At 42.4% G+C, this 15,394-nt stretch carries 21 protein-coding genes; 2 read left to right on the top strand and 19 right to left on the bottom strand.

Annotated elements, in window-relative coordinates; all coding sequences use genetic code 11:
• Nucleotides 1-7: 7 nt before the first annotated feature.
• From spoVAE to spoIIM, 17 genes are all read right to left on the bottom strand, one after another.
• Entirely contained in the window at nt 8-358 is a 351-nt protein-coding gene (gene spoVAE / locus AC3ISE_RS14315) for a stage V sporulation protein AE (protein ID WP_133310287.1), read from the bottom strand.
• Entirely contained in the window at nt 358-1,380 is a 1,023-nt protein-coding gene (spoVAD, locus tag AC3ISE_RS14320) for a stage V sporulation protein AD (protein ID WP_489221508.1), read from the bottom strand. The genes spoVAE and spoVAD overlap by 1 nt, the downstream gene beginning before the upstream one ends.
• 18 nt (nt 1,381-1,398) lie before the next feature.
• Entirely contained in the window at nt 1,399-1,854 is a 456-nt protein-coding gene (gene spoVAC, locus AC3ISE_RS14325) for a stage V sporulation protein AC (RefSeq protein WP_489221509.1), read from the bottom strand.
• 19 nt (nt 1,855-1,873) lie between these two features.
• Entirely contained in the window at nt 1,874-2,296 is a 423-nt protein-coding gene (locus tag AC3ISE_RS14330; protein WP_489221510.1) for a stage V sporulation protein AB, read from the bottom strand.
• Nucleotides 2,286-2,906 (bottom strand): stage V sporulation protein AA, encoded by a 621-nt coding sequence (locus tag AC3ISE_RS14335; RefSeq protein ID WP_489221511.1) that lies wholly within the window; start codon nt 2,904-2,906, stop codon nt 2,286-2,288. The genes AC3ISE_RS14330 and AC3ISE_RS14335 overlap by 11 nt, the downstream gene beginning before the upstream one ends.
• 321 nt (nt 2,907-3,227) lie before the next feature.
• Nucleotides 3,228-3,986 (bottom strand): RNA polymerase sporulation sigma factor SigF, encoded by a 759-nt coding sequence (gene sigF / locus AC3ISE_RS14340; RefSeq protein WP_489221512.1) that lies wholly within the window; start codon nt 3,984-3,986, stop codon nt 3,228-3,230.
• An 11-nt stretch (nt 3,987-3,997) separates the two neighbouring features.
• On the bottom strand, nt 3,998-4,438 hold the full coding sequence (gene spoIIAB / locus AC3ISE_RS14345) for an anti-sigma F factor (RefSeq protein ID WP_070877613.1): 441 nt from the start codon (nt 4,436-4,438) through the stop codon (nt 3,998-4,000).
• Entirely contained in the window at nt 4,435-4,788 is a 354-nt protein-coding gene (spoIIAA, locus tag AC3ISE_RS14350) for an anti-sigma F factor antagonist (protein ID WP_133310282.1), read from the bottom strand. Before spoIIAA ends, spoIIAB begins: the two co-directional genes overlap by 4 nt.
• Nucleotides 4,789-4,904: 116 nt before the next feature.
• The gene (locus AC3ISE_RS14355; protein WP_489221513.1) at nt 4,905-6,065 is read right to left on the bottom strand and encodes a D-alanyl-D-alanine carboxypeptidase family protein; all 1,161 of its coding nucleotides are present in this window, start codon (nt 6,063-6,065) and stop codon (nt 4,905-4,907) included.
• Between the two features lie 118 nt (nt 6,066-6,183).
• Nucleotides 6,184-7,488 (bottom strand): pyrimidine-nucleoside phosphorylase, encoded by a 1,305-nt coding sequence (locus AC3ISE_RS14360; protein WP_070877616.1) that lies wholly within the window; start codon nt 7,486-7,488, stop codon nt 6,184-6,186.
• Between the two features lie 17 nt (nt 7,489-7,505).
• On the bottom strand, nt 7,506-8,333 hold the full coding sequence (locus AC3ISE_RS14365; protein ID WP_489221514.1) for a purine-nucleoside phosphorylase: 828 nt from the start codon (nt 8,331-8,333) through the stop codon (nt 7,506-7,508).
• A 13-nt stretch (nt 8,334-8,346) separates the two neighbouring features.
• Nucleotides 8,347-9,534, bottom strand: a complete 1,188-nt coding sequence (gene deoB, locus AC3ISE_RS14370; RefSeq protein WP_489221515.1) for a phosphopentomutase — start codon at nt 9,532-9,534, stop codon at nt 8,347-8,349.
• 65 nt (nt 9,535-9,599) lie between these two features.
• Entirely contained in the window at nt 9,600-9,848 is a 249-nt protein-coding gene (locus AC3ISE_RS14375) for a hypothetical protein (protein WP_489221516.1), read from the bottom strand.
• Complete coding sequence (gene xerD / locus AC3ISE_RS14380) at nt 9,817-10,710, bottom strand: site-specific tyrosine recombinase XerD (RefSeq protein WP_489221517.1); 894 nt, start codon at nt 10,708-10,710, stop codon at nt 9,817-9,819. The genes AC3ISE_RS14375 and xerD overlap by 32 nt, the downstream gene beginning before the upstream one ends.
• A 6-nt stretch (nt 10,711-10,716) precedes the next feature.
• On the bottom strand, nt 10,717-10,941 hold the full coding sequence (locus tag AC3ISE_RS14385; protein WP_070877621.1) for a YqzK family protein: 225 nt from the start codon (nt 10,939-10,941) through the stop codon (nt 10,717-10,719).
• 107 nt (nt 10,942-11,048) lie between these two features.
• A complete protein-coding gene (gene fur, locus AC3ISE_RS14390) occupies nt 11,049-11,510 on the bottom strand; it encodes a ferric iron uptake transcriptional regulator (protein ID WP_309192705.1) in 462 nt (153 codons plus the stop codon).
• Between the two features lie 114 nt (nt 11,511-11,624).
• Complete coding sequence (gene spoIIM / locus AC3ISE_RS14395; RefSeq protein WP_133310275.1) at nt 11,625-12,275, bottom strand: stage II sporulation protein M; 651 nt, start codon at nt 12,273-12,275, stop codon at nt 11,625-11,627.
• Between the two features lie 123 nt (nt 12,276-12,398).
• On the opposite strand from spoIIM, the gene AC3ISE_RS14400 reads away from it, so the two are divergent.
• Nucleotides 12,399-12,962 (top strand): GNAT family N-acetyltransferase, encoded by a 564-nt coding sequence (locus AC3ISE_RS14400; protein WP_489221518.1) that lies wholly within the window; start codon nt 12,399-12,401, stop codon nt 12,960-12,962.
• A gap of 200 nt (nt 12,963-13,162) precedes the next feature.
• Here the strand turns inward: AC3ISE_RS14400 and AC3ISE_RS14405 are convergent, their stop codons facing one another.
• Both AC3ISE_RS14405 and AC3ISE_RS14410 read right to left on the bottom strand, forming a co-directional pair.
• Nucleotides 13,163-14,329, bottom strand: a complete 1,167-nt coding sequence (locus AC3ISE_RS14405) for a TIGR00375 family protein (RefSeq protein WP_489221519.1) — start codon at nt 14,327-14,329, stop codon at nt 13,163-13,165.
• 1 nt (nt 14,330) lies between these two features.
• The gene (locus AC3ISE_RS14410; protein WP_489221520.1) at nt 14,331-14,882 is read right to left on the bottom strand and encodes an NUDIX hydrolase; all 552 of its coding nucleotides are present in this window, start codon (nt 14,880-14,882) and stop codon (nt 14,331-14,333) included.
• A gap of 345 nt (nt 14,883-15,227) precedes the next feature.
• On the opposite strand from AC3ISE_RS14410, the gene mciZ reads away from it, so the two are divergent.
• Entirely contained in the window at nt 15,228-15,350 is a 123-nt protein-coding gene (gene mciZ / locus AC3ISE_RS14415) for a Z-ring formation inhibitor MciZ (protein ID WP_070877628.1), read from the top strand.
• Nucleotides 15,351-15,394 lie beyond the last annotated feature (44 nt).

Here is a 15,394-nt window from a genome sequence, read left to right on the forward strand (position 1 = left end):
GATGATCTTATCCTTTCGGCTTGAAAATAAGTGCTACAAAAAATGCAAAGACGATTGCTGAAGAAATCCCCGCTGATGTCAATTCAAAAATTCCGATTCCGATTCCAATAATGCCGTGTTCATCTGCCTGATGCATTGCACCATGCAGCAAAGAATGTCCGAAGCTTGTAATTGGAACAGTGGCCCCTGCCCCGGCAAATTCAATAAAATTATCATAGATCCCAAAGCCGTCAAGAATGGCACCAGCTACAACAAACGAACTCATGACATGAGCCGGTGTCAATTTTGCCACGTCTAGGAGCAGCTGGCCGATGACGCATATTGCTCCGCCTACTACAAACGCAATTAAATATTCCATTATCCGATCACACCCCTGTTCACACGTTCAAACACGACGCCATGAGCAATAGTCGGTATCGACTCTTTTTGCTGAATCATTGTCGGACTAAGCAGCGCGCCTGTTGCAACAACCATCACACGATTAAGGTTTCCGCTCCTCAGTTCATTAAAAATGTGGCTGTAGGTGACAACTGCAGAACACCCGCATCCGCTTCCGCCTGCAAAGACATTTTGATCAGGGCGGTAAATCATTAATCCGCAGTCATTATGATTTGCATATACGTCGTATCCTTCTTCTTTCAGCAGGTCCTTTAGAATCGGGCTTCCGACAGATGCCAAATCCCCTGTCACAATCAAATCGTAGTCTTCAGGCTTGCTGTTCAAATCTTTAAAATGCTGCGCAATCGTATCGGCAGCTGCCGGCGCCATCGCGGACCCCATATCAAATGGGTCTGTAATCCCAAGATCCGCCACTCTTCCAATCGTTGCCGAAGTAATCATAATGTCACTCGGATCACGGCTTACGATGACGGCCCCTGAACCTGAAATCGTCGATTGTGCAGTATCCGGTTTTTGCCCGCCATATTCTGTTGGATAACGAAATTGTCTTTCAGCTGTTGCATTATGGCTGCTCGTAGCTGCCATGACGCGATTAGCAAATCCCCCGTCTACAAGTGCTGAACTTACCGCAAGCGTTTCCATTGAAGTTGAGCAAGCACCGAACATACATAGAAAAGGAATCTTATTTTGCCTGGCTGTATAATTTGCCGTTACATTCTGATTTAATAGATCTCCAGCAAGGAAAAAATCGATGTCTTCTTTCGTATAATTCCCTTTTTTCAATGCATGTTCAATCGCATCTTCCATCAAACGTCTTTCCGCAAGCTCCCAATTATCCTGATCACAGTGAAGATCATCATAGGTTTTATCATATAATTTTCCAAAGGGCCCATCTGCTTCTTTTGGACCGACAGCTGTACCGCTTGCCTGCACATAAATCTGATTCTCAAATTGCCATGTCTGTTTTCCAGTCAACCTCATTGCTCAGACACCTCCTCGTTAAAATGCCAATCCATATAGATACCGGATAATTCCAACAACATATGCTGCAACAACCCCAAATACAATAACTGAGCCTGCCAGTTTAAACATGTTCGTAGCTACACCAAGAACTAATCCCTCACTGCGGTGCTCAAGCGCCGCACTTGTCATGGAGTTTGCAAATCCAGTAACAGGAACAGCTGACCCCGCACCGGCAAATTGTCCGATTCGATCATAAATACCAAAGCCCGTCAGCAGTGCTGAAATGAGAATTAAAGTGGCTACAGTTGGATTCCCCGCTGTTTTTTCAGTAAAGTCAAAAAAGGTCATGTACATATTCTGAATAGCCTGACCTAATGTGCAAATCAGACCTCCAATAACGAAAGCCTTTATGCAGTTCAAAAGATAAGGCGGTTTAGGCTGATAGGTTTTAATGTTGTTTTTATAATCATCTTTCAATTTTGAGGTACTCATTTCTTTCTCCTCTCATGTCTTATTGGTCAACAAAATAAAGCCAGTGAAACAGCGAGCCTGCTACTTTGCCAAAAACGATGGCCATTAAAAGAATCACGATTTTATCAGCAATCCCAATCCGTTTAGCCATAATTGGAAAGACATTTAAAACTTCTGTTAGCGCGGCAGCAAGCATGCCGATAAAGATTCCATTTATTAATCCAATCGGTACAAGAAAAAACTCTGATAAGTAAAGCTTGGAGTCTCTGAGACTTACCCATCCCCCTGTAATGGCACCGGCTACGATAGCCCATTCATAAGCTTGAATCATATCGACTGTTTTCGTCAGCTGCGTTAACCTCGGTATGATGCCAAGCACAGTTAAAAAGGCTACAAAGCCAGAGCCGACTGCAAGACCTCCCGAGAGTCCGATGAAAATGGTGATCAGAATATTAATTGTCATCAATTTTCTTCATGCTCTCTTTATTTTCTTTCATCGATACGTACATATCCATATCAAGCTGGTAGTTGAACATTTCTACCTCAAGAGGACTTGGCTCTTCATTAATTCTTTTCTTGAAAAGGTGATTGAAGAAAAGAATCATCCCTAATCCGAGGCCAATGGAATATGGAATCTGCAATATAAGAGGATGTTCTGATGTCTCACCTGTAATAATGGTATAAAGACGCTTATGCACAAGCTGCATGCTGACATCTTCGTGAAAATTCATAATCGCAAGAGCTGCACCGACAAAGAGCAGCAGCCAAACAAGTGCGAATAAAACAGGAGAATACGTCTTCTTTTGATAAATAATTTCAACAATCGTCTGGGCCGGCCCAACCGCCTGAACATCTATATCAGGATCTGTTTTATGTACTTCAGACAGCACGCGCATGACATCAATCACAACAATGTTTTTGTCACTTGGCTGAACTTTATGGACCTCAAGTTCTCCAATCATGTCGCGAAGCTGCTTTCCGGCAACAATCTGAGCAATCTTAGAGACGGTAATACAATCGTCCGGATGGACTTGTACGCGATGACGCAGTCTGATGTACACCGTTTTTTCCATCACATTTCACTTCCTGAAAATAGGATTGTATCTGTAGTATGCATTGGAAGAATTTATATCATGCAGATTGCACGAATGGTCCATTAATTACCAAAGGGTTCGTTGATGCAGTAATTAATGGCGGGTGTTGATTGGATCGTTGTTTACCAGCCGGATTTGCCTGCTTACTATCTGATTCGGACTTTTTATTCTCCGCTAAGTCAGTCTTATTCTCCGGACATCTTCAAGATTCAATGTTCAAAAAAAGTATGCCCGCTTATTCTGCATTTATTTTCTAAAAAGCAAAAAAGACACCTCCATATCGGACATGTCTTTTCCATGTTATTGATCCATGCGGTCTTTCATCTGCTGGAGAATTTTCTTCTCGAGCCTCGATACTTGAACTTGTGATATGCCCAGCCGCTCAGCAACTTCTGATTGCGTCTGGTCCTTGTAATACCTTAAATAAACAATCAGCTTTTCACGTTCATCGAGCTCTTTAATTGCATCCTTCAGGACAATTTTATCAAACCATTTCGTCTCTCCTGAATCAGCGATTTGATCAAGGAGTGTGATGGGATCACCGTCATTTTCATAAACGGTTTCATGGATGGAGGAAGGTGCGCGTACCGCTTCTTGTGCAAGAACGACTTCTTCAGATGTGATTTCAAGGTAGGCTGCAATTTCAGAAACAGTCGGCACCTTGCCTAATGATTTCGATAAATCATCTTTGGCCCTTCTGATTTTATTGCCCAGTTCTTTTAGGGAACGGCTCACTTTTACTGTGCCGTCATCTCTGATAAAGCGCTGAATTTCACCAATAATCATCGGTACAGCATAGGTTGAGAATTTTACATCGTAGGATAAATCAAACTTATCTACCGATTTCAAAAGGCCGATGCAGCCAATTTGAAACAGGTCATCTGCTTCGTAGCCCCGATTTAAAAACCTCTGAACAACAGACCACACAAGACGCATGTTTTTCTCAACGATGGTATCTCTGGCTGTTTGATCGCCCTGCTGGCTGCGCTTAATCAACGCTTTTACTTCATGGTCCTTTAACTGTGTTTTTGAGATATCGTTCTTGACCTCCACATCCATAGCAAGTCTCCTTAATTTACTAAAGCTTTGCTTTTCGATAAGTGTTTTGTAAGCTTTACCGCTGTACCCCGTGATTTTGATGATTCAATCTGCACTTCATCCATGAAATTCTCCATGATTGTAAAACCCATACCTGATCGTTCAAGTTCCGGCTTTGTCGTATAAAGCGGCTGTCTTGCTTCCTCTACATCAGGTATTCCCATGCCCTCATCTCTGATCGACAGCCTGACCACACTGTCTTCGAGTGTTACTGAGATGTAAACAATACCGCTTGGATCATTATCATAGCCATGAATAATGGCATTGGTCACCGCTTCAGAGACAACTGTCTTGATTTCGGTTAACTCATCAAGCGTAGGATCAAGCTGAGCAATAAATGCCGCAACAGTCACCCGGGCGAAGGATTCATTTTGGCTGAGGGCTGAAAATTGAAGGTTCATTTCATTTTTCATGATGCCACCCCCAATGTCATCAGCGCTTTTTCCTCCGATGGCTCAAGACGAATGATTTTAAACAGCCCAGACATATCGAACAGTCTTTTCACTGAAGGAGAAATTGCACAAACGACCATTTCTCCGCCAAATTGCTTCACTTGCTTATATCTTCCAAGAATTACGCCCAAACCAGAGCTGTCCATAAAGGATAATTGCTCCAAGTTCAGCACGATATGCTGAATGTCTTCTGATGCAAGAATTTCTGTCACTTTCTGCCGCAATTCCTCCGCCGTGTGATGATCCAATTCTCCGATCAGACGAATGCACAGGACAGATTGCTTTACATCAAGCTCTACTGCTAGACTCATCCATACTCCTCCTTCAATTTCTGGATAATGTCTGTTTCGAGGTTTTGATGTGCTTTTCCTGCCCTATGACAAAACTAGTGGAGATTCGCCAACATCAGCTAGACTTCTTCATGCAGTCAGCCTGATTTCGCGAAGTCTTCAAGAACTCGTTTAAAGAGTGTCCACCAACCTGCCTGCTCTATGTCGCCCTCAGCTACAAGAGGACTTTCTACCACAACTTTATTGTCTTTTTTCAGAATCAGTTTTCCAAGTTCATCCCCTTTTTTCAGAGGAGCCTGCAAATTCTGCTTCATGACAACTTCCTGAGTAACATCTTTGACACTTCCGCCTTTTTTCGTCAAAACCGAAATCGGCTCTGAAGTAACAAGGTTGAGTTTTTTGCTGTTTCCTTTGCTGATTTTCATATTCGCCACAACTTCATTTCGTTTAAATAAAGGATGTGTTTCATACTGGCTGAATGCGTAATCGAGCATTTTTGTCACCTGCGCATTGCGGTCTTTTGGTGTAGGAGCACCCATGATGACAGCAATGACACGCATGTTACCTTTTTTGGCTGTAGCAGTTAAACAATATTTTGCTTCATTCGTAAACCCTGTTTTTACACCATCTACGCCTTTATAAAATTTCACAAGGCGGTTTGTATTGACCAGCCAGAATTTTTTGTCTGTATCCTGACGCAAATAATCTTCATATTGACCTGTGTATTTTGTAATGCCTTCGAATTTCAATAGCTCTTTTGCCATAACGGCCATATCATGTGCTGTACTGTAATGATCTTTTTCAGGAAGACCTGTCGGGTTTTGAAAGGAAGTGTTCTTCAGCCCGAGTTCTTTTGCCCGATTGTTCATTTTTTCAACAAACGCATCTTCAGACCCTGCAATTCTCTCAGCCATGGCTACAGATGCATCATTTCCTGAGGCAATCGCAATCCCTTTCAGCATTTCATGAACGGTCATTTCTTCTCCAGGCTCAAGGAAAATTTGAGAACCGCCCATAGAGGCAGCATGTTCGCTCGTACGGACTTTTTCATCCATTTTGAGCTGGCCTTTATCAATCTCTTCCATAATCAGCAGCATCGTCATAATTTTCGTCATACTTGCCGGAGGAAGTTTTTCATCACTGTTTTTATCATATAGAATGTTTCCGGTGTCACGTTCAATCAGAACAGCTGATTTTGCCTGATCTGCAAGCTGTACTGAACCTTCTTTTGCAAATGCCGGTGATGCAATGGTTAATATCATGGTGCTAATCGCTACGGTAGATAGTAGACGTTTCATCTCCAAACCCTCCATTCTTATACACCCCCATTTTTTCCAATTGAAGAAAAAATATACTTGCGGACAAGAAAAAATTGCATACAAAAAGCCGGGATTTTCTCCCGGCTTTCTTGTACTATTATTCTTTAATTGTATCGTGAACAAGCGGCGGTGCTTTTACTGAGTCAGCTGTTACTTTAATGCTTTCATACAGCTTTGTTTTCACTTGTTCCACATCTTGCTGATTGCTGTAAATCGTTACTAGCGAATCGCCTTTTTTAACAGCATCCCCGATTTTTTTATTCAGCATAAGGCCTACAGCAAGGTCAATTTCTGATTCTTTTGTTGCTCGTCCTGCACCAAGCCACATTGCTGCAACTCCAACAGAATCTGCCACGATCTCAGAAACGTAGCCGTCTTCTTTTGCTTCAAGTTCTACTTTGTAGCTCGCCTGAGGCATCTTGCTTGGATCATCCACAACTGAACCGTCTCCGCCTTGAGCTTCTAAGAAGATTTTCAGTGTTTCAAGCGCTTTTCCATTTTGGATAACTTCCTCAAGCATCGCTCTTGCTTCCTCAAGTGAAGAGGCTTTTTCAGCCAAGAATACCATGTAGCTTCCAAGCGTTAAGCAAAGCTCATGAAGATCCTCAGGTCCTTCGCCTTTTAATGTATCAATCGCTTCTTTAATTTCTAAAGCGTTCCCGATTGCATAACCAAGCGGCTGGCTCATGTCTGAAATAACAGCCATCGTTTTGCGGCCGACAGCATTTCCGATTTCAACCATTGCCTGTGCAAGCTCTCTCGCATCATCAAGATCTTTCATAAATGCGCCTGCTCCTGTTTTCACATCTAGAACGATCGCATCTGCACCTGCAGCGATTTTTTTGCTCATGATCGAGCTTGCAATCAATGGAATGCTGTCAACTGTAGCTGTTACATCACGCAAAGCGTAAAGTTTTTTATCAGCTGGAGTCAGGTTTCCGCTTTGGCCAATGACAGCAATTTTATTCTGATTGACTAATTTGATGAACTCATCGTTTTCGATTTCAACGTGGAAGCCAGGAACAGCTTCAAGCTTATCGATTGTGCCTCCAGTATGGCCAAGACCGCGGCCTGACATTTTAGCAACCGGAACGCCGACTGCAGCCACAAGAGGTCCCAGCACAAGAGTCGTTGTATCGCCTACGCCGCCTGTGCTGTGCTTATCTACTTTAATGCCTTCGATTTTGCTTAGATCAATCGTATCGCCAGAATGAACCATCTCCATCGTCAATTGAGCGCGCTCTTCCTTTGTCATGCCTTTAAAATAGATGGCCATTGTTAAAGCACTCATTTGATAATCCGGAATATCCCCATTTGTATAGCCTTTGATGATAAAGCTGATTTCTTCTTTCGTCAGTTCCTTACCGTCACGTTTTTTTTCAATTAAGTCAACGATTCTCATGATTTACCCACCCTTTGTCAGTTTGATTCGTGTATGTCTGAAACAATTTTCTTCACTAGATTCAAGAAATTAGCTTTTACTTTTTCAGTCGTTTCCATGACTTCATCATGTGATAATGGCTGATCTAAAATACCGGCTGCCATATTTGAAATGCATGAAATCCCAAGCACTTTCATCCCTGCATGATTGGCTACGATTACTTCGGGAACTGTAGACATGCCAACAGCATCTCCTCCAAGCACGCGTGCAAGACGCACCTCTGCAGGCGTTTCATATGCAGGTCCTGTGTTTCCTACATAGACACCTTCCTGAACTTTTATGCCAAGCCCGGAAGCCGCATTTTTAGCAAGCGTTCTGAGCTCTCTGCTGTATGCCTGAGACATATCAGGGAAACGGACGCCTAGATCAGAATCATTTGGTCCGATTAATGGGCTTGTCCCCATGTTATTAATATGATCAGAAATAATCATTAAATCACCAGGTTCAAACGATTCATTTACTCCGCCGGCAGCATTTGTAACAATGATCGTGTTTACACCCATTTCCTTCAGCACACGTACAGGGAACGTCACTTTTTTCATGTCGTACCCTTCGTAAAAATGGAAACGTCCCTGCATGGCAACAACGTTAGCTCCTTTTAATGTGCCGAATACAAGCTGTCCTGCGTGGCCTTCTACAGTCGAAACCGGGAAATTCGGGATTTCCTCATAGGGAATTTTCACCGCATTTTCGATCTCATCAGCGAGTACTCCAAGGCCAGATCCTAAAATCAACCCGATCTCAGGCAGGTCTTTTACTTTTTCTTTCATATATTGTGCAGATTGTTTGATTTCCTGAATATTCATTTACCGCTCCCCCTTAATTCTTTAATTCCATTAAGAAACTTTTTCCGTGCTTTGGCATGCTCACTTTAAAGTTGTCAGCAATTGTAGCCCCGATATCTGCAAACGTTTCACGGACCGGAAGCTCAGAACCGCTACCCAATCTTGGACTGTAAGCGAGCATAGGAACGTATTCACGCGTGTGGTCTGTCCCGTGATGAACAGGATCATTGCCGTGGTCAGCTGTAATAATTAAGAGATCATCTTCTTTTAATTTAGAGAGCAGTTCAGGAAGACGAGCATCATACTCTTGAAGTGCAAGACCGTAGCCTTCAGGATCGCGTCTGTGCCCGTACAGTGCGTCGAAGTCTACAAGATTGACAAAACTAAGACCAGTGAAGTCGCGGTCAGCTGTTTCAGCAATCTTGTCCATGCCATCCATATTGGATTTCGTGCGAAGCGCATCTGTAATTCCTTCCCCGTCATAAATATCAGAGATTTTACCGATTGCAATAACATCTAGACCTCCGTCCTTCAGCTCATTCATGACCGTTCTCTCAAACGGCTTTAAGGCATAATCATGACGGTTAGGCGTTCTTTGGAAGTTCCCCGGATTGCCTACAAACGGACGTGCAATTACGCGGCCTACCATATACTTTTCATCAAGTGTCATTTCGCGGGCCATTTCACAGATTTTCAGCTGCTCTTCAATCGGAACAATATCTTCATGAGCGGCAATTTGCAAGACGGAATCTGCAGACGTATAAACAATCAGCGCTCCTGTTTTCATGTGCTCTTCGCCCAGTTCATCTAAAATTTCCGTTCCTGAAGCAGGTTTGTTGCCGATGATTTTTCGGCCTGTTTTTTCTTCAAGAGCCCCGATCAATTCATCAGGGAATCCATCAGGGAATACTTTAAATGGTGTTTCAATATGAAGACCCATGATCTCCCAGTGACCTGTCATCGTATCTTTGCCGTTAGATGCTTCCTTCATTTTCGTATAGAAAGCTTGAGGTTTTTCCTGCACAGGTATGCCCTGGATTTCTTCGATATTGCTCAATCCAAGCTTCGCCATGTGCGGCATTTGCAGGCCGTTCATATGTTCTGCAATGTGTCCGAGAGTATGTGAGCCAGTGTCGCCAAAATCAGCTGCATCAGGCGCTTCGCCGATTCCCACTGAATCCATGACAATCAGAAATATTCTTTTATATGTATAATCAGACATGTAAATCCTCCTTTAATCGTTCAGAGATCACTCTTTGTATAACATTCCCATTTGTTCAGGAATGATTAGCTGCTTTTATTGGTCAGAAGTCTGACATCTAAAGTATAAACCGTTTTCATGCCTTCTGACAATAGATATCTTGATATTCTTCTATAGTTCTGTTTTCCTTTTACACGTTTTTTAAAACATGAAGCTGTCCGTAAATATACTTGTTTCATATTTGATTCTGCAACAATTCCCGCAAACAGAACAAAAAAAGCCATCGCACCTGCGCGAATGACTTCAAGCTCTCGGATGATATTGTTTATATACATCTTTTAATCTAGTTTTTGAAACATGAGTATAGATTTGCGTTGTAGAAATATCGGCATGTCCGAGCATTTCCTGAACAGCCCTTAAGTCTGCTCCATTTTCAAGCAGATGGGTTGCAAAAGAATGTCGAAGCGTATGAGGGGTCAGCTCTTTGCTGATGCCTGCCTCCAGGGCAATTTTTTTCAGGTTCTTCCAATAGCCCTGTCTGGTCATGCGGTTTCCATGATGATTTAAAAACAAGGCTTCCGTAGTTTTTTTCTTTGAAGCTAGTTTAGGTCTGCCTTTTTCGATATAGGATTCAAGCGCTTCTGACGCCGTTCTGCCAATTGGAACGATGCGCTCTTTGTTTCCTTTTCCGAAGCAGCGGATAAATCCCATTGTTAAATGAACATCGCTCAAATCCAGATTGATCATTTCACTTACCCGGATGCCTGTTGCGTAAAGAAGCTCAAGCATCGCTTTATCCCGGTAGCCGAATGGCGAAATCAATTTAGGAGTATCTAGCAGTTTTTCAACTTCTGTAAGAGAAAGTACTTTAGGCAGTGTCCGTTCAACTTGAGGAGATTCGATATGTACAGTCGGATCATGATCGACTGCTTTTTCTCTTAGAAGAAACTGATGAAAGTTGCGGATGGATGCGGTATGGCGTGCAATCGTCTTGCTTGATTTTCCCGCTTCCTTCAATGATTTTAAAAAATGAATGATGGATAATCTAGTGACATCCTGAAATGAAGCAAGCTGCTCCTGTGCAGTAAGAAATTGATGATAGCTCTTTAAATCGCGTTCATACGAAATGATTGTGTTATGGGAAAGCCCTCTCTCCACAACCAGGTAATGCATGAAATCCTGAATTTGATCTTTCAATCTCCTCTACTCCCCGTTTAAATAGAAGAAAAACAGACGATTAAGCCAGTGCTCTTCTTCGTCCGCCACCATTTTCGTGACTTTCAGGGCTGCACCCTCAGGCTGGTCATATCGGTGGATTTCTTCATACTCTAAGTTAATCCAAATGATAGCATAATAGAAAAGAATCGTAAATCCAGTAAACAGGATAAATACTTTAATCATATCAAATAGTGTTCTCGCTGCTCTCATCGCGGCAGTCCTCCTTTGGCCGGTCTCTCATCTTAAAACATATGCCAAAAAGGACAAACTTTATACTAGAAAATACAAAAAAACCTCTCCTGTTTGACCGGAAAGGTTTATTGTTCATCTTCTTTCTCTTCTTTTTCCTGACAGCGGTAGCATATGCCATGAAACGTCAGACGATGATCTTTAATTTTAAAATTGAAGTCGCGTTCGACAATCTGTTCAACATCTTCTAAGAGGTCATCCTCAATTTCAGCGACTGAGCCGCATTCGATGCACACAAGATGATGGTGAAAGTGGGCTGCGCCTTCTTTTCTTAAATCATAGCGTGATACGCCATCTCCAAAATTTATTTTATCGACAATTTTAAGTTCTGTAAGTAGTTCTAACGTTCGATAAACAGTTGCTAAACCAATCTCTGGCGCCTTTTCCTTAACGAGGAGGTAAACATCTTCAGCACTCAAGTGATCTTCTTCGCGTTCAAGCAAAACCCTTACGGTAGCTTCGCGCTGAGGAGTCAGCTTGTAGCTGGATGAATGCAACTGCTTCTTTATACGCTCAATTCTGCTTTCCATAACACACATTCCTCCCTCGCCACGTTCCTCATTCATTATATCAAAAGAAAGGGATGTGTCCAACGAAAATAATTACAATCTAATAAATGAAATGATTATTAAGTAAAAATTATTCTATTTAGAAACCAGTTCAATGACGTTCTTCATCAGGATCGGCGACGCATATGCCTCAAGAGTTGAGGCAATCATCGTCAGCGCTGAAATAAACATAAAAACGGCCGCGTATTTCGTAAAAAGGGCGAAAGGCGATTCTGTTAAATTTGTTTTTTTCATCAGCAGCTGCTTAACAATTTTCAATGAGAAAGAGATTGCAACCGTCCCCATGATAATAAATGCCGGTATTAAGACTATATTCTGAGGCAAAACCGATACAAATGAAAGCATAAAGCCTTGCCATCCCATTTGATTGACTAAAAATCCCACCGTAAATCCAACGACCATTCCTTTTAAGAATAACATAATCAGAATGACCGGCAAACCGATAATTGAGATGCCGAGCACCCACATCAGACCAAGATATTTCAGGTTATGAAAGAAACTCTGCTGAAGCATTTCGGCCGAGCTTGCCACTTTCCCTTCAGATACTTGTCCGAAAAACCGGCTTAAATAAAAATACAAATCTTCTTTTTGTGTAAAATTCATGCTGTTGACAATGACTGCACCGAAAATGACCCCCATCAAAAACAAGACAAATACAAATAGATAAAGCGATGAGCGTTCTTTTATATGCTGAATAATCATTGCTTTTAATGGATGTTTGCGCATATACCTTCCTCCTAGCGTTCTCTTACTAGATTGTATGAAAAAAGGAAGAAACTATGCCATTCTATCATTGCATTTTTTTCCAAGTATAATATAATACTAAAAAATCAGAAAGGCGGTTTTGTTATGAAAAATCCATTATTAATTGATTTTCCGACTGAAATTACGACTGAAAGACTCTATATCCGGGCTCCTCGTCCGGGCGATGGAAAAGTAGTCAATGCCGCCGTCAATGAATCTTTGAATGAGCTTAAACCGTGGATGCCTTTTGCTCAAAAACCCCCTGCACTTGAAGAGACGGAAGCAAATATAAGAGAATCATGTGCGAAGTTCATCTTGCGCGAGGATCTGAGGCTGCTTATATTCGACCGTGAGCAGGGTCATTTTATTGGAAGCACAGGCTTTCACCGTATGGACTGGGTTGTGCCGAAGGTGGAAATTGGGTATTGGATTTCAACGAAATATGCCGGAAAAGGCTATATGACGGAAGCGGTTGAGGCTCTGACGCTGTTTGCTGCAGAAGAATTCGGGGCTAAACGGGTGGAAATCAGATGTGATCCTGAGAATATAAGAAGCCGCCGCATACCTGAGAAATTAGGATTTATTTTAGAAGGAGTTCTTAGACAGGATGATGTTTCGGCAGACGGCAGCACATTGCGTGATACGTGCTTGTTTTCGAAGATTTTTTAAGCCACTTTGCTCTATTTCACGCAGGAGTCAAGTTTATCCGCTACAATCCACTTAAGGTTTCTAACATTTAGTACTGTAGCAACAATATTTATGAAAAGAGCCAAAGAAAAAAATCCGAACTAAAACGAAATTCAAGTTGGAATTTCACATAATAGTTCGCATTATTCTTTGGCTGAAAACCTTTTGTCCCAGCCTCTTCATTATTCAGGAGCGATTTTCCCGTACACTCCGCCCCCGCCAGGAACAGCACTAAGCTTCCCTTCCCTCGCTGCGATAATATAATCTGCTGTTTTTGCCGGCAGGACCATTAAAAGATCCTTTCTTGAGATTTCATTTAAAATGACCATCTCAGTTCCAAACGCCGTTTTCAATTTTTCAAGCGTTTTTGGGCCGATTCCAGGGATAAACTGCAAAGGCACTTGATGAATATATGGAGGACGGTGCGGTTTCTCAGCATTGTTGTCTGAGAGCTCTTTCAAGCGGGTGCTGACCCCTTTAGTCGATCTTTTGTTGCCGCAGCTTTGACAAACCGTGTCCACTGACTCTTTTTGTGTGCCGCATTTCTCGCAGGTTGTGCCATAATACTTTCCTAAAAGCGGATTTAAACCATGGTTGGAAAGAATCCCCCGGTTTCCTATTCCTTTTAGAGCTTTTTTCAACTCTTCGAAGGACGGCTCTTCTAATTGAAGCTTCTGATACTCCCTCCCAATCTTAGCAAGAGAGTGTGCGTCAGAGTTTGTCAGAAAAGGATACGGATTCAGTTCAGACAGCTGGGAGGCCATTTCAGTGTCAGAGCTTAAGCCAAGTTCAACCGCATCAATCAAGTCAGGATCCAACACTTCTTCAAGTGAAGAAGATACCCCGCTGCCGTACAGACTTTTATGCGGCGTGAAAATATGAGCCGGAATAAATAAGCCGCCAAGCTCGTTTACTTTTTCCTGAAGAACCCGCGCATCTGCATATATTCTTTGCGTACTTAATGTCCTATTTTTCACCCGAAGAGACAGCCATTCGGAAAACTGCTTCATCTGCTGAATAGCCGGCATATAGACGAGCACATGCAATGGACCTTTGCATGTGGAGTCATATACTTCAATTTCAGAGCCAAGAATCATGGTGGTCTGTTTGAATTGAATTCCGCCCTCAGCATGCTCTGTCCAAAGTCCTTCATTCAACCCCTGCTCCAGCGTATCCAAAATCTCGGGTACGTGGCAGTCAATAATTCCGATGATATCCATTCCTTTATGCCCGCTTGCTTCAATTAAAATATTTTCAAGCGTAAGCTTATTTGAAGCAGTAATCTTAACTGGTTTGCCGGAACGGGTTCGCCCGATATGAATATGTAAATCTGCAAAATAGGTATTCATCTTATTTTTGAAGCGCCAGTTTCAGCTGCAAATACTGAACAGCGTATGCTGTTTTCGCATCGAAAATCCGCTGATCGTCAATCATTTGCTGCGCTTCCTCAAGTGTCAACTCCAGAACATCTACAAATTCATCCTCATCAAGCTCTGCCTTTTCGGTTAAAATCTGTAATTCTTCCGTAAAATATAAATGGACAAGTTCATCCGCAAACCCTGGTGAAGTATAAAACGAGATTAAGTGCTGCAGCGAATCCGTTGTGTACCCTGTTTCTTCTTCTAATTCCCGTTTAGCCGTGACCTCAGGAAGTTCCCCTTTTTCAAGCTTGCCGGCAGGAATCTCAACGAGGACACGCTCCATTGCTTTCCGGTATTGCTGAACCATGACTATTTTGTTCTCTTTAGTAATGGCGATAACAGCGACCGCACCCGGGTGCTTAATAATTTCTCTTGTGCTTGTTTTTCCATTCGGAAGCTCTACTTCTTCTAAGTACAAATCAATAATGCGTCCGGAAAATAATTTTTCAGATGATTTTGTTGTTTCTTTTAAATGATTCATACTCATTCCTCCGCGTTCTGCAAATTCTGCTTTTCACATATATTTTATCATATATAGAAAAGCGGAACCGACTGTTCAAACTCGGGCAGACGAATCCGTTCTGGCCGAGGTGCTGGGCGATGGAGCTGGACAATACGAAAAGCGGAACTGCCCGTTTGGCTCAGGCAGGACGGATTCAGCAGCACTATGGAGATTGACGCCACTTCTTAAGCTTTGAATCATTAAAAGTGGCAGCACTATCTAGATTGACGCCACTTTTTAGCTTTGAATCGATAAAAACAAGCTTGGCGCGGAACAACTTAATACTTACTCACCAATTAACGAAAGAAACGAGGCGAGCGCATAATGAAGATCTACCTTCTTGACAAAGGCGTCGTGCTGGTCGGCAAAGCTTGGGAAGTCCGGGAAAAACTGAAGGAATACAGCCGGAAATATGAAACGGTTGAACAGTGGACTAAAGATAAGTAAGCGTCACAATTGCATTTTCACCTCTCTTGTACTAATGTCTAAGC

The sequence above is a fragment of the Metabacillus sp. KH_069 genome, assembly GCF_057838075.1.